General features: G+C 40.8%; 13 protein-coding genes. 1 reads left to right on the top strand and 12 read right to left on the bottom strand.

The window, feature by feature from the left end; genetic code table 11:
• Positions 1–3: 3 nt before the first annotated feature.
• The gene (gene mtnA, locus QUF94_RS12020) at positions 4–1,050 is read left to right on the top strand and encodes an S-methyl-5-thioribose-1-phosphate isomerase (RefSeq protein WP_289316059.1); all 1,047 of its coding nucleotides are present in this window, start codon (positions 4–6) and stop codon (positions 1,048–1,050) included.
• A 175-nt stretch (positions 1,051–1,225) separates the two neighbouring features.
• Here the strand turns inward: mtnA and QUF94_RS12015 are convergent, their stop codons facing one another.
• The 12 genes from QUF94_RS12015 to QUF94_RS11960 all read right to left on the bottom strand — a co-directional run bounded on the left by QUF94_RS12015 (position 1,226) and on the right by QUF94_RS11960 (position 14,157).
• Positions 1,226–2,113, bottom strand: a complete 888-nt coding sequence (locus QUF94_RS12015; RefSeq protein WP_289316058.1) for an LCP family protein — start codon at positions 2,111–2,113, stop codon at positions 1,226–1,228.
• 117 nt (positions 2,114–2,230) lie between these two features.
• On the bottom strand, positions 2,231–3,715 hold the full coding sequence (locus tag QUF94_RS12010; protein WP_289316057.1) for a lmo1851 family serine protease: 1,485 nt from the start codon (positions 3,713–3,715) through the stop codon (positions 2,231–2,233).
• 248 nt (positions 3,716–3,963) lie between these two features.
• Positions 3,964–4,668 carry a purine-nucleoside phosphorylase gene (gene deoD, locus QUF94_RS12005; RefSeq protein WP_289316056.1) on the bottom strand — a complete coding sequence of 235 codons (705 nt, stop codon included), beginning with the start codon at positions 4,666–4,668 and terminating at the stop codon, positions 3,964–3,966.
• Between the two features lie 241 nt (positions 4,669–4,909).
• Positions 4,910–5,080, bottom strand: a complete 171-nt coding sequence (locus QUF94_RS12000) for a YozD family protein (protein WP_064505166.1) — start codon at positions 5,078–5,080, stop codon at positions 4,910–4,912.
• A gap of 179 nt (positions 5,081–5,259) precedes the next feature.
• Positions 5,260–5,967 carry a hypothetical protein gene (locus tag QUF94_RS11995; protein WP_289316055.1) on the bottom strand — a complete coding sequence of 236 codons (708 nt, stop codon included), beginning with the start codon at positions 5,965–5,967 and terminating at the stop codon, positions 5,260–5,262.
• A 172-nt stretch (positions 5,968–6,139) separates the two neighbouring features.
• Positions 6,140–7,906, bottom strand: coding sequence for an ATP-binding protein (locus tag QUF94_RS11990; protein WP_289316054.1), 1,767 nt, complete (start codon positions 7,904–7,906; stop codon positions 6,140–6,142).
• A 13-nt stretch (positions 7,907–7,919) separates the two neighbouring features.
• A complete protein-coding gene (locus QUF94_RS11985; RefSeq protein WP_289316053.1) occupies positions 7,920–8,162 on the bottom strand; it encodes a YozE family protein in 243 nt (80 codons plus the stop codon).
• A 525-nt stretch (positions 8,163–8,687) separates the two neighbouring features.
• Positions 8,688–8,963: a YokU family protein gene (locus QUF94_RS11980; RefSeq protein ID WP_289316052.1), complete on the bottom strand. Its 276-nt coding sequence runs from the start codon at positions 8,961–8,963 to the stop codon at positions 8,688–8,690.
• Between the two features lies 1 nt (position 8,964).
• Complete coding sequence (gene kamA, locus QUF94_RS11975; protein WP_289316051.1) at positions 8,965–10,368, bottom strand: lysine 2,3-aminomutase; 1,404 nt, start codon at positions 10,366–10,368, stop codon at positions 8,965–8,967.
• A gap of 120 nt (positions 10,369–10,488) precedes the next feature.
• A complete protein-coding gene (locus QUF94_RS11970; protein ID WP_289316050.1) occupies positions 10,489–11,874 on the bottom strand; it encodes a sigma-54 interaction domain-containing protein in 1,386 nt (461 codons plus the stop codon).
• Positions 11,875–11,956: 82 nt separating this feature from the next.
• Positions 11,957–12,829 (bottom strand): putative beta-lysine N-acetyltransferase, encoded by an 873-nt coding sequence (gene ablB / locus QUF94_RS11965; protein WP_289316049.1) that lies wholly within the window; start codon positions 12,827–12,829, stop codon positions 11,957–11,959.
• A gap of 56 nt (positions 12,830–12,885) precedes the next feature.
• Positions 12,886–14,157 (bottom strand): peptidase, encoded by a 1,272-nt coding sequence (locus QUF94_RS11960; protein ID WP_289316048.1) that lies wholly within the window; start codon positions 14,155–14,157, stop codon positions 12,886–12,888.
• Between the last annotated feature and the right edge of the window lie 9 nt (positions 14,158–14,166).

Genomic DNA, 14,166 nt, shown 5'->3' with positions numbered 1-14,166 from the left:
CACATGACTACACTAGCACCCTTACCATATTCGGTACAATGGGATGATACCCATATTACATTATTAAATCAACAAGCCCTTCCTTCCATAACTGAATTTATTGAACTTCATTCTGTTGATGATGTATATGACAGCATATTGACATTAAAAGTTCGTGGTGCCCCAGCAATTGGACTGACGGCAGCATTTGGTGTTGCACTTGGTGCCAAACAGGAAACAACCGCTGAATTAGAGGAATTCAAGAAAAATGTAACGAGGCATATTGAAAAACTCGCTTCTTCACGGCCAACTGCAGTCAACCTTTTTTGGGCGTTAAGGAGGATGGAGAATACGTTGAAAGCAGCGCAAAGCATTTCAACTGCCAAGGAAGCACTTGTATCGGAGGCCCAAGCCATCTTTGCTGAAGATGAAGAAATGTGCAGGAAAATCGGGGAACATGGTTTATCCTTATTCGCTAAAGGAGATTCCATCCTAACGCATTGCAACGCTGGAGGGATTGCCACAGCCCGTTATGGAACAGCCCTGGCTCCCTTCCACCTGGCTAAAGAAAGGGACTTTCCGCTAAAAGTGTACGCTTGTGAAACCAGGCCTGTCCTGCAAGGGGCGCGTTTGACGGCTTGGGAATTGATGCAAGCGGGGGTTGACGTCACCTTAATTTCTGATAATATGGCCGCCCATACGATTCACCAGAAACGAATAAATGGAATTATAGTCGGGGCCGACAGAATTGCGGCTAATGGAGATACAGCCAATAAAATCGGGACATTGGGATTGGCCATTTTAGCCAAGCACTTTGGTATCCCTTTTTATGTGGCGGCTCCATCAAGCACCTTCGACCTTTCAATCCAATCCGGCACATCCATCCCGATCGAAGAACGGCATGAAGCGGAAATCACTTTCATTCAAAGTGTAAGGATCGCCCCGGAAAACGTGAAGACTTTCAATCCAGCCTTTGATGTTACACCGAATCATCTAATTACAGGCATCATTACAGAAAACGGCATCATAACACCGGATTTCATCAAAAACATTCCGGATTTCGTTAAATAATCCAAGTTTTATTGGTGATAAAAAACGAGAAGGATTTCGTATCCGTCTCGTTTTTTAATGATGATCAATTATGATTATTCTTTAGAGGTCTATTATGAAATAATCTAAGTGATTCGAATCTATTTACTAATTAAATCCCGATGTTTTCGATAACAAAAGATATTGGACATTCTTATTATTTTGAAAAGAACTCCTGAAGTGCTTTCTTATTTTTAGTGTAGTCCATTTCCAAAACGGCTCCGGCCTGAGGATATATTTCATCCTTAAAGCTTCCTTCCACTGGAATCCTTAAGGTTTCGACGATTTCCGGTGTATGGAAGACGGCTTTTGGACCCATTTCCATTATCATTTTCAGCCCAATATCTGTATCCAAATACGAGAGCCCTTGTTCTATTATACTAGGAAGGGCTGCCATCCCTTCGAAGGTTGAGATTTGATTTATAAACGCTGTTTTTAATTGAACCATTACTTCTTGTTGACGTTCAACCCTTCCAAAATCACTTTCATCATCATGTCTAAAACGGACATATTTCAATATTTCCTCACCATGTAAAACATTTTTGCCAGTGCTTGCTTGAATGCTCATATCATCAATAATTTCTTGATCCACATCCACCGCTACTCCTTCAGGGGCAAGCAAGTCGACCATCTTCACAAATCCCTGAAAGTCAATTACTGCCACATGATCGACCTTGACATCAAAGTTTTCCTGTATCGTTTTCTTGAGCAGTTCCCTTCCACCATAATAATAAGCGGCATTTATTTTGTTATATCCTGGTTTATACCCAGGGATTTTTACATAACTATCACGCATGATGGAAGCCAGCTTCAGTTTCTCCTGCTCAGGAAAGTATTTTGCCAGTATAATCGCATCTGATCGAGATTTTTCCTCTCCCCTGGTATCAACACCTATAATCAGAAATGTTTTCACGCTTTCCTCGTTCTCTTCTTCGGTTAGTTTTTTTTCCGTACCTGCATTTCCATTTTGTTTGGGTAAAGGGGCATAGGTGCAGCCTGCCAGAATCAAGATCAATAGATATATGAACAGTACCTTTTCTTTCATTACCTCACCTCATCGGAAATTTACCCATATTTTCTGCCTAATATTGGAATTATATGCATTAAACGACAAAAAAGCCTGCCAACGATAATCGTTGGCAGGCTTTTCGGGCAAAATCATTTATTTGATTTCTTTCTTTAATACTTCTACCGCTTTTTTAACTTGAGTGTCGTTTTTAAGGATTTTCTCCCGGATGACCTGCATCAATTTAACGGTAGTATCGTCTTTTATGGTGCCGGTTTCTTTAATTTTTTGTTCCCTTTGGAATGCTATTACCGCATTTTTTGTTGCTTCATCAAAGAATCCATCTATCTTCCCTGGATCATGTCCTGCTTCCTTCAGCATCTCTTCAGCAGCTTTCACTTCACTTGAAGAATCCGATGCTTTCAATTCCTTATCAGGCGAAATGTACGGAAGGTTGGCATAATCAGGCAGCTTCACATTAATATCAGGCTTGATCCCTTTTTTATGAATCCAATTGCCTTCAGGCGTCAACCATTTAGCTGCCGTGTATTTGAAGTTGGATCCATCTTTAAAGTCTTGGGCAGTCTGAACGGTCCCTTTGCCAAATGATTTGACACCAATCAAAGGAATGTCTGCTGATTCACTGACAGCCGCTGCAACAATTTCAGAAGCGCTGGCACTTCCATCATCAATCAACACGACTACCGGGATCTTCAGCTCTCCATCATTCTTCGATTTATAGACTTCTTTTTTCCCGCTGCGATCCTCTACTTGAAGGACCACTTTCCCATTAGGTATGAACAGGCTTGCCATTTCTATTGCTTGGTCAAGCAGTCCCCCTGGGTTTCCACGCAAATCCAATACCAGACCCTTCATATCCTTCTTCGACATTTCTTCAAGCGCCGTTTTCAGCTCTTGGACTGTATGTTCGGAAAAACTGGTCACTTGGACTTTTGCAACTCCATCATCAAGCATTTCCGCATACACTGTTTCAATCGGAATTGTGTCACGTTTAATGGTGAGTTCAATCGGTTCCGATTCACCAGCTCTTGAGATGGATAAATTCACTTTCGTTCCCTTTTCGCCCCTGATTTTCAGGACAGCTTCAGAAGAGCTTAGTCCTTCAACGCTTTTACCGTCGACACTTAAAATGATGTCATTCGGTTTTACACCCGCTTTTTCGGCTGGGGACCCTTTTATCGGTGAGACGACCATGATTTTTTCATCCTGTTCCTGAATCTCAGCACCGATTCCTTCAAAAGATGAAGAGATGCTCTCATGGAAACTCGATGCTTCCTTTTTATCCATATAGGCAGAGTAGGGGTCATCCAATGATTTGATCATTCCATTAATTGCCCCGTCAACCAGCTTGTCTTGATCAATCTCTTCATAATAGTTATCTTTTATCGTATCATATGTAGAATACAGCTTTTCAAATTCCGGATGTTTATCCGGTGCTAATGACTCTACTTTTTCATTTCCAAAGGTCAAGGCTATTGTAGTAATCCCTGCAGTTAGAAATATGACTAGGAAAATCCCCATAATGAACGTAAACTTCTTTATTTTAATGAATTTCCCTGCCTCTTTTGGCTGTTGTTGATTTTCTTCTTCCACTGAAGCCTCACCACTTTCATTCTTCATGACGATATAAACGGTTTCTTTCTATTTTATCAGTTTTCATGCCAATCGAAAAATAATAGTTATCAAAAATAACAACTTACCGATCATATGTATTTTTTTAACCCTTAGCAAACGTTAAATCTAGGGTACCCCTTAAGGCGAGACATTACAAAAATGCGGATACCAAGGAATAAATGAGCCTGTATCCCACCCTTCATTATACAGCATCATTTATTCCTGGTCACCCGCCTGTCATTAACATCCAATTATCAGTCTTGGATAGCTGCTTCCAAAGCCACTTCAACCATTTCGTTAAAAGTTGACTGGCGCTCATCCGACGTCGTTTCCTCACCGGTTAAAATGTGATCGGAAATGGTTAATACTGATAAAGCTTGGCGTCCAAATTTAGCAGCAAGCGTGTATAGGGCCGCTGATTCCATTTCTATCGCAAGGATTTGGTATTTTGCCCATTTTTCCAATTCACTATTATCGTTATAAAACTGATCGGCCGTAAATACATTCCCGACCTTCAATTGCAAGCCCTTAGCCGTGCCCGCGTCATAAGCTTTTCTTAATAATTCGAAATCCGCGGTTGGAGCAAAGTCCACCCCGCCGAAAGTCATGCGGTTCATTTGGGAGTCGGTGGAAGCACTCATTGCAAGGATTACATCCCTGACCTTTACGTCTTTTTGGATGGCTCCTGCAGTTCCAACGCGAATCAGCTTCTGAACATTATAGCTATTCATCAATTCATTTACGTAGATGGAAATGGATGGAACACCCATGCCTGTGCCTTGGACGGAAATTCTTTTCCCTTTATATGTCCCTGTGTATCCAAACATATTCCGAACTTCATTGTAAAGTTTTGCATCCTCTAAAAATGTTTCAGCAATATATTTTGCACGCAATGGGTCTCCAGGTAGTAAGACCGTTTCTGCAATTTCATTTTCTTTTGCACCAATATGTATGCTCATACAACTATTTCCTCCTTAACTTGTGGTTGGAATGATATACAAAAACTACTATACCATATCAACCACAAGTTAGGAAAATTGAACCTGATCCAATAACCAACCTGATAAGGAAACTGGAAATCGTGAAAAGACTTTTGGCACCCCTCCTAAGAACCGCAAACAAAACGGCGGAGGCCCGCCGTCTTTTTTTAATTGTTTTTAAAATTAAGGGAAAGGAAGCTGCTAACCGTCTTATGACTGGTTACTCATCGACTTCTTCATCAATTATGCATTTTTCAAGAAGATATTCGAATGTGATGTCAGCAAGATCTTCAACTTCAGCTTCTGTTGGAAGATAGCCCCGTCTTATCAATTCTTGAAAAAAGAATTCCGCTATCTCTTCTGTATCAATAAAAACCTCAATTTCTCGCAAATCATCGCCCCCTTATTTAAAGGTCTATGAATGTGTAGAGACAAATATGCCAGTAAGGCATCCCTTAATGGAAAATCATATGAAGGGCCTATATTTACCATGTTCCATTGGTGGCCAATTTGAATGGTAGCTTTTTTAGGTAATTTGGAAATTGTCCTTTAAAAGTTTGGGATACCTTTTCACTTCGTTTGCTTCTTTTTATGATCTGGATAAATTTCCTCTGCAGCTTTTTCAATTTTAGCAAGGGCGATCTTCATGATATGACGATATTCATCATCGCCAAAATGTTCGTAGAGCTTACAATAATCATTATATAAATCCAACAGTCCATCAATCATTTCCTTTTTTTCACTTTTTGTCATTGTCATTTCTCGCTCACCTTTACCAGGGTTGTATTGTTTAGCAATGATAGCAAGCTCATTATTCTTTTTAGGAAGGAGCAGGCCCAACTTTTTAATGATCCCATCTGCACGTTTAGCATCGGCTATCAAAGTCAGTTCTTCTTCATGCGCTTCAAGCCATTCACCATCCGAGATTCTTGATAACTCATAGATTACATCCTCCCAGGCATTTTCCTTATAGCGCCAAATTTCCGTTCGATAGCCGATAATCTTGAAATAATCCTGTTCATATCCATCCACCTGGACCAAGTCACCTAATAAATATTTATATTCAATGTCGATTTGTTCTTTTGGATAAAGGATTTCTCCTTCGTATTCATTTATCGATTGCAATGTTTTTTCGATATAAAGACCTTCACTATAGTTCACTTCATACACATAAGCACCATCGAGAAATTTAACATCGGTTATATTCCCGACTGTCCCATACATTGTTATTACGACTGTATCGCCTAATTTAAATTTCGGCTGTTTTTTTTTGCCCATAAGAGACATCCCCCAATATGGTCCTTATCGTTTGATTAGTAAATTATATGCATAAACAAACATGGAGGTTAATGGAAATGAGAGGGCATTTTACTCATTTAGATAAGGAACTTGCTCATTTATTAAAGGGCAACGAAAATCCTTGTTCCTTTATCTACAACCAAAAACCGTCTCATTTAATGAGACGGTTCGCAGTAGGGATAATGAGCGTCACTTTCGTTCCTTCGTCATGTACACTCTCAATTTGGAATTTCCCTTTTAATTCCTCCATTATCTGAATGCAGGTCGCTACACCTAGGCCGTTTCCATCCTGTTTAGTGGTATAAAAGGGCATGCCGATATTTTTTAAATTCTCGGGAATGATGCCTTTTCCATCATCTCTGATCATTAATTTTACATATTGGGAAACGGCAGTCAGATCCAGTTCAATCTGCCCTCTTGCTTCGATGGCTTCACAAGAATTATTCAAGACATTCAAGAGAACCTGTCTTAACCGGTTTTTGTCTGAAAAAACAATGACGGATTGTGTCACTCCGTTCATTATTCTTACGTGAGAACTCGGATTTGAAGAAGTATAGGTATCTATCATTTCATCAAGGAAATCCTTTAAATCCATTTTCTCCCATTCCAATTGATGGGGTTTTGCCAAATCAAGAAGTTGAGTCACGAATACATTCACCCGATCCACTTCATGAAGCATGACATCACTATATTTTTCTATTAGTGTTTTATCATGATCCTGACTCTTCAATAGTTGGAAAAAGCCCTTTATTGTTGTCAGCGGGTTCCTGATTTCATGTGCGACCCCGGCTGCAAGCTGGCCAACATATTTCAATTTTTCCGTACGGACGATTTCCTTCTCACGATCTTCTATCGTTTCCATCATTCTTAGAAAGGCAAGATTCAATTTTTCCATTTCCTCGAAGCTTCTTTTATTGGAAAAGACGAATTCCTTTCCTTCAATGAAATCCTCCGTTGCTTCGACAAGATCTTGAACTGGCCGCACAAGAGTCTTTGTAAGTAAATAGACAGCCAGAATGATAGAAACAAATACGATGCTGTAGATGGTCAGATACCGTGATAAAAGGTCATTCAAAGGCTGAAACACCTGATTCTTATCTGCACCCACAACAACAAACCATGTATTCTCCGTTTCCGCTATCGTATGGACAGGCTGGATAGAATATATTTTTTCCCCATTCTCTGCACTGTACAATTCATCCGATAACGAAGCCTCCATCAGCTTTTCTTTCGTTAATCCAATTTCCTCCAAGGCTGAATCCTGCATGACGCCATGTGGGTCTTTTTTCGAAATCATTATACCTTCTTGATTAATCATGAAAAAGTTCACTGGGTATTTATCGCTAATTTCATTAGCCTTTTTCTCCATCATCTCCCAGAGCCCTTCCAATCTGAAAGCTGGAGATACGACACCGATTATTTTCCCTGTATTATCATATACCGGCGCACTTAGAGATATTATGGGTTCTGAGTAAGCTCGGGTTTTATATACGTCAGAAAGGAATTCATGACCTTCCATGGCCTCTTTAAACCATATTCTCTTCGCGAGGTTATCCCCGACCATTTTATTGGAGGTATCCGCAATTACATTTCCTTCCATATCCAAATGCAAAACACCGTAATAATTTCCTTTTGCATCGATAAACTTTTTTAGTTCAACTGACTTCTCTTCCTTTGAAGAGCCGGGATTTATGATTACCGAATTTGCACTCATTAACTTCACATCACTGATGCGTTCGTTCAAATAGCTATATGTTTCATTTACAATATTCAGTGAACCTGCATTCAAGACATTTTTTGCTTCCTTTTCCAGCAGGGAGCGCTGTGATCCATAGGATATGATCCCCAATATCAGAACAGGAACACTTGCTATAAGTAAAGAATAAAGCAAAATTCGGGTTTGAAGGCTTTTAAGCATCCTTCCGATCCCCCTATTCCTGATCTCCCAATAGGAGTCCTTCTTCTATTTGGACATATTGTTCCCACGCTTGATCGAATACTGACATACTTTCGAGATAATCTGCATTCAATTCCAAATAACTGCTTAGTTCATTATAATCAGTCGATTGTTTTGGGAAGCCATGATCCTGATAGGCATGATTGGCAAATTTAGTGATTGCATCAATTTCCTTTGGTTGTCGAAATTTCATTAAATATAAATAAAATGGTCTCATGGTGTCGAGCCCCCCTAAAAATAACTATGATTCCTGCTTTAATATATCGGAAACTTTCTCTTCCGTCCACTTTTTTAAAATAATTTGGTTTTTTCTTCCTCATTTTATTGAAATCCACGATTTTTCAGCACGAACCGCATTCGATAATAGAATACGGAACTTCAATAAAAATATCGTTCTCATTCCATATTGATTCAATCCTTTTAAAGGCGGGAAATTTTTTTCACACTTACGTTCTTTGTTCTTTAAGTGATCGATCAATGAATTGAAGCACTACAAGTTTAACCTAGAGCTTCAATCAAATGCCTGCAAGTACCATTACCTTATATACACACGAGCATGGTCAGTCATGCCGTATGAAGGGTGGCGGAATTACTCTAAACATTCAAATACCCGATGACCTATAATTCTTGTGAATGGGAAAAAACCCCTACATCTAAGATAGAATAGTGATTTACACTGTTCTGCCTAAGATGAGGGGATTCATTCATTCATTCATAAATGGAAACGTCATGTACCATTCCGCTAAAAGTCAAAGTAGTTGCGTTTCAACAGCTTTTTCATGTTCATTAGCTCACTGTACTTCGTTTGTTTTTCAAGCTGTTTCGAATCAATTAAAAATAGTTGATTTTCAATTTCCTTCACTATTTCATCACTTTGAAAAAGAGCATCGCAATTCTCACAATGGGATGAAGGGGTTTCCGTAATTTCCACTGCCCTCGTACCATCAGGCAGTTCCCAATACACCGTCCCCTTTACCGATGCAAGCTTCCCTTTCTCACACCATGGACACGTCTCCATGCTATTCATCTCCCTTTGGAGTGCTCTTTTTTTGCTGTGCCTGGAATTTCTTTTCTTTCAACAAATCTCTTTTTTCACGTTGGTTTTTCAATGTAGCATGCTCTGGGTTTGTCACGTAATTTTCCCGTCGATTCATTCGCTTCAGCCCTTCAGGCACTAAATTGAATTGCTTATCGTTCATCAAACCGGATACACCTATATCTGACCTTTTTTCTTCCATATCGGGATATACCCCTTTGAAATAATCATCTGCAAGGCCAGGTGTATAATGCTCAGGTTCAGGATATGTGGTTATGACTCCTTCAAAATTGCGCAGCACCGTTTTTGTTGGGGATTGTGAAAGGATATAATTCGGCTGCAGTGTTATTTTCCCTCCCCCACCTGGAGCATCGACGACGAAGGTAGGAACAGCATACCCGGATGTATGGCCTCTGAGTCCCTCAATGATTTCAATCCCTTTTGATATGGGAGCCCTGAAATGACCGATGCCTTCTGACAAATCACACTGATAAATATAGTAAGGTCGCACACGAATCTTAACAAGGTCATGCATTAGCTTTTTCATGATTGCGACACTGTCATTTATCCCCGCTAAAATAACTGCCTGGTTGCCCACAGGTACACCTGCATCGGCAAGCATCTCACAAGCTTTCTTTGACTCTTCGGTGATTTCTATCGAGGTATTGAAATGAGTATTCAGCCAAACCGGATGATATTTTTTTAAGATGGTACATAAATTTTCAGTGATTCTTTGAGGAAAAACAACCGGAGCCCGCGTACCTATCCTGATTATTTCAACGTGAGGGATTTCCCTTAAGTTTTTGAGGATATATTCAAGGATCGTGTCATTAATCAATAATCCGTCCCCGCCTGAAATAAGGACATCCCTAACAGCCGGTGTGTCACGTATATAACCGATGGCAGCGTCCAATTGTTTTTTTGGCACGCCCATGCCAATTTGCCCTGAAAAGCGTCTTCTCGTACAATAACGGCAGTACATCGAGCACTGATTCGTCACCAAAAAAAGGACGCGATCCGGATATCTATGGGTCAGACCCGGTACAGGGGAGTCCTCATCCTCATGAAGGGGGTCTTCCATGTCATATTTGGTTTTATGCATTTCTTCCGAGATGGGGACCGATTGCATTCTGATTGGACACCTTGGGTCATCTTGATTCATTAGCGAAGCATAGTATGGGGTGATATTCAAAGGGATGGTTTTAGTGGAGATCCTTACGCCTTCCTCTTCATCCGGAGTCAGGTTTACCACTTTTTTCAAATCATCAACGGTTCGGATCGTATTCGTAAGCTGCCACAGCCAGTTGTTCCATTGTTCTTCGGTTACATCTTTCCATAGCTCTATATCTTTCCAATTGCGATCTGGCTTATATAAGTCAAATAACATGGTTATACCTCCTGAGTTATGATAGTAGTATTAAATGCAAGAAGGGTGCCAAAATGACCCGAAAATTCCATTGACCATAAAAAAATCCGGACTGCTGGCTGCTTCCGGATTTTTTTATGGTCAAATATGTTTTTTTATTTTATATTGCAAGGTCTGCCTTGGAATCTGCAATAGCTTCGATGCCTGAAAAACATTTCCGTTTGTCTGATGAAGGGCCTCGGTAATCAATTTTGTTTCCATCTCAATCATGGCCTCACGAAGTGGAAGTATTTTTACTGATGAGGAATGGGTATGTTTTTTTAAAAACTGTGGCAAGTCTTCAAGGTTCAACATATCCTTCTCCGTATGGTTCATCATGAATTCTATCGTATGTTTAAGCTCCCTTACGTTTCCAGGCCAATTATATTTCCGAAAGAAAACCTTTGTCTTCTCATCAATACCTTTTATGGAAAGTCCTAATTTACTGTTAAATATTGATATGAAATGCTCAGTCAGAAGCTCTATATCATCAGTACGCTCCCTTAACGAAGGCAGCTCGTAGCTCAATACGTTTAATCGGTAAAATAGATCTGGCCTTAGCCTGTTTTCCGATACGGCCCTTTTAGGATCTATATTCATCGCTGCCATGATCCTCACATCCACCTGTACGCTCTTTGTGCCGCCTATCCTCCTGATGAACCCATCTTCAAGCACACGCAGAAGCTTTGCCTGCAAGTCAATCGGCATTGATTGCAATTCATCCAAAAACAAGGTTCCGCCGTTTGCTAATTCAAATAATCCCTGGCGTTCCACAGCCCCAGTGTAACTTCCTTTAGCCGTACCGAATAGAAGCGATTCCAATAAATTTTCTGGTAAGGCAGCACAATTTTGCGCGATGAATGGTTCTTTACTGCGGCTGGAATCCTTGTGGATGCTTTGAACAAAAAGCTCTTTTCCTACACCGCTTTCCCCATAAACCAATACCGATGATGATGATCGGGCAGCCTTTTTCCCTTGTGATATCAAACCTTTAAACCCAGTATCACTAGTCAGGATTTCAGTGAACGAATACAATCCGCCTTTCTGGGACGTATTCTTTTCAGGACTTTTGATTGTCTTGAGCGAGCTTTCAAGGTCAGCTAACCTTTCAGATAATTGCTTCAAGCTTGAATAATCCTTAGCAATTTCTATTGCACCAATCATGAACCCATCTACATATATGGGGAGCGTCGTATTCAGCGTCTCAATGATTCGCCCATGTGCATTTACATATGATTGGCTATAGTTGTAGATCGGTTTTTCAGATTTAATCACTCGGAGTAATGTCGATGATTTGTGATTTAAAGAAGGGAAGGCTTCAAGCAACGGTTTCCCAAGCACTTCACTTCTTTTCATTCCATCATGATTGGCCGCCACTCCGTTATAAAATATGGTCTGTCCTTTTGGATCTATTACATGAATGCCTTCATCAATTGTCTCTAATATAGCTTCCAGTACTTCACTTGTATTAAAAAATTCACTTGGCAAGATACCCCTCCTCAATTACCTTCTTGCTAGAGTATATGAGGAAATGCCAAAAACTTGTCATGTACCGCCTGAAAATGAGCAATCATGTAAAATTTTTCACCCAAAGATTCATATCTTCCAGTTTATCGAAGATGTAACAATTATTGGCCAAACGTCCACGGTACGAGTATCCCTGCTGGTGCAATGCAGCATTCATACCGAATGAGAGCGACCGGGCAATGGAATAGATACAATAAATCCCATTCAAAATAAGGTAGTCTTCAAGTGCGGAAATCAAGTGTTTCATCAAACCGTACTGCCGATGTTCCGGCAATGTCGCACAATCAGTGATTTCCGCATTATGGTAAAAGGAATCAATTTCTGCGGAAGCAGCACTGATGATCTTGCCTTCATGAACATAAATATAAAAGACCGTTCCCTTTTCCATGCATTTTTTCACATATAGCGGATCATTCATCGGAGTGGGATACACTTCGAAAACCTTCCCATACAATTGTGCCAGCTGAACTGCATCGGTAACTTCCGCTTTACGTCCTTGATAGGCGGACGGCGGAACATCCAGTCCGGATTTTATCGGGAGACTCTGAACATCGGTGAGGATTTGATCTTCCTTTTCCCATTCTTCACTGTTGCGCCTTTCATTCCTGTTATATTTAACAAGGAAAAAACAATCGCTTCCCAAAAAGAACTTATCGATGCTTCCTTCATATAAAAAGCCCTGAGCAATTAATGCCAGAACGTTTTCCTTGCGTGACTTGAAGATGATTTTCTCTGCTGATACGCCGTTAGCCACCTTCAGAGATTCCTCTACGCATTCCTGAAAATGACCTAGATAATCATCAACCCTTATTCGCTTATTAAAATAGTCGATCGTAATATGTATTGAGCACCTTGGCTTTTGAATTCTTTTTTCAATGATACCAGCCTCCATTTGTCCCGCTCCTTTCACGTCCATCGAAAATGGTAATAAAAGGCCTGACCCTTTCTAGAATCAGACCTTGGGGAATATAATTATTGCTCTTCCGCCCCGCACCAATCAATCATGGTCAATGCAATGATTTCTGCAACCTCCATCATTTTATCCACTTCTATATATTCGTTTGAATCATGGGCCATCTTCGTTTCCCCTGGTCCAAATACAACTACGGGAGTCGAGCCAACTGATGAAAGATACCCTCCATCCGTCGCCCAAGGGGACGCTTCGACAAGCGGTTCTTCCCCCACCACTTTTTCATAGTACCTGCCAATGGTTTTCATTAGCGAATGATCGATTTCGAGATTACCAGGCAGCCATCTGGCCCCAAACCATTCTAATTCAATAGGTTTTTCTTTGAACCACGCATCACTCCGGTTTAAAGCATCTATTCGCTGTATCAGCGATTTTTGTGCCTCTTCCATGGTCTCTGTCGGTGCGATGCCGAATCTGCCTTCAAGAACGGCTGTATCCGGCACTGAAGAAGGCCAGTTTCCGCTTTGAATGCTTCCTATATTGATTGGAATGGGAATGGGTACATTTTTATAGAGTGAATGACGGAGTGACTCATTCCGTTCTTGTTCAAGCATCTTGATTTCTTTCATTACGCCAACCGCTTTATCTATTGCACTTACTCCTTCATACCTTGTGCCTCCATGTGCAGACTTGCCCTTTATTTTCAATCGAAACCACATCGAACCTTGCTGTAAAGGGAATAGTTTCATATTGGTAGGCTCCGGAATGATTGCGCCATCCGCTTCGTACCCTCTGATGACTGCCGCAAGTGTCCCGGCACCGCCGCTTTCCTCTTCAATCACACTCTGGAAAATCACGTCCCCCTTCAATTGGATTCCAGATTCGACTATCGCTTCGATGGCCAGCAATAAAGAAACATTGCCGCCTTTCATATCTGTCGTTCCCCTCCCGAACACTTTCCCGTCTTTTAATTTGCCGCTATAGGGTTCATCGTGCCATGCTGCATGATCGCCTTCAGGAACAACATCAATATGTCCGTTTAAAATAAGGGATTTCCCATTGCCGGTTCCTCTTTTAATAGCCACAAGGTTCGGATTTCCTTTAAAATCCTTGCGATCGCAATAAAAATGGGGGTGTTTTCTTAATTGTTCATCCCCGATTTCCCATAGATCTATTTCCAGACCAAGTTGTCTGCACTTCTCGACCACTATGGCTTGTGCACTTCCTTCTTGCCCCCTTTTGCTCGGTTCCTGGACCAGTTTTTGCAAAAGCTGAACCCCATTTGTCCGATGATCATTCAACCATGTTCTTATTCTTTCCTCATACATATCCATTCTCCTCTC

Origin of the sequence: Peribacillus sp. NJ4, from assembly GCF_030348345.1 — a bacterium.
Lineage (GTDB): Bacteria > Bacillota > Bacilli > Bacillales > DSM-1321 > Peribacillus.
The sequence above is the reverse complement of the archived record's forward strand: the minus strand, read 5'-3'. Positions and strand labels throughout refer to the sequence as shown.

What these genes read in the sequence shown, in the direction of transcription:
- mtnA (WP_289316059.1), top strand. Translation starts at nt 4, where the DNA reads ATGACTACACTAGCACCCTTACCATATTCGGTACAATGGGATGATACC.
- QUF94_RS11960 (WP_289316048.1), bottom strand. Translation starts at nt 14,157, where the DNA reads ATGGATATGTATGAGGAAAGAATAAGAACATGGTTGAATGATCATCGG.
- QUF94_RS11980 (WP_289316052.1), bottom strand. Translation starts at nt 8,963, where the DNA reads ATGGAGACGTGTCCATGGTGTGAGAAAGGGAAGCTTGCATCGGTAAAG.
- QUF94_RS11985 (WP_289316053.1), bottom strand. Translation starts at nt 8,162, where the DNA reads ATGAGACCATTTTATTTATATTTAATGAAATTTCGACAACCAAAGGAA.
- ablB (WP_289316049.1), bottom strand. Translation starts at nt 12,829, where the DNA reads ATGGACGTGAAAGGAGCGGGACAAATGGAGGCTGGTATCATTGAAAAA.
- QUF94_RS12010 (WP_289316057.1), bottom strand. Translation starts at nt 3,715, where the DNA reads ATGAAGAATGAAAGTGGTGAGGCTTCAGTGGAAGAAGAAAATCAACAA.
- kamA (WP_289316051.1), bottom strand. Translation starts at nt 10,368, where the DNA reads ATGTTATTTGACTTATATAAGCCAGATCGCAATTGGAAAGATATAGAG.
- QUF94_RS12015 (WP_289316058.1), bottom strand. Translation starts at nt 2,113, where the DNA reads ATGAAAGAAAAGGTACTGTTCATATATCTATTGATCTTGATTCTGGCA.
- deoD (WP_289316056.1), bottom strand. Translation starts at nt 4,668, where the DNA reads ATGAGCATACATATTGGTGCAAAAGAAAATGAAATTGCAGAAACGGTC.
- QUF94_RS11990 (WP_289316054.1), bottom strand. Translation starts at nt 7,906, where the DNA reads ATGCTTAAAAGCCTTCAAACCCGAATTTTGCTTTATTCTTTACTTATA.
- QUF94_RS11995 (WP_289316055.1), bottom strand. Translation starts at nt 5,967, where the DNA reads ATGGGCAAAAAAAAACAGCCGAAATTTAAATTAGGCGATACAGTCGTA.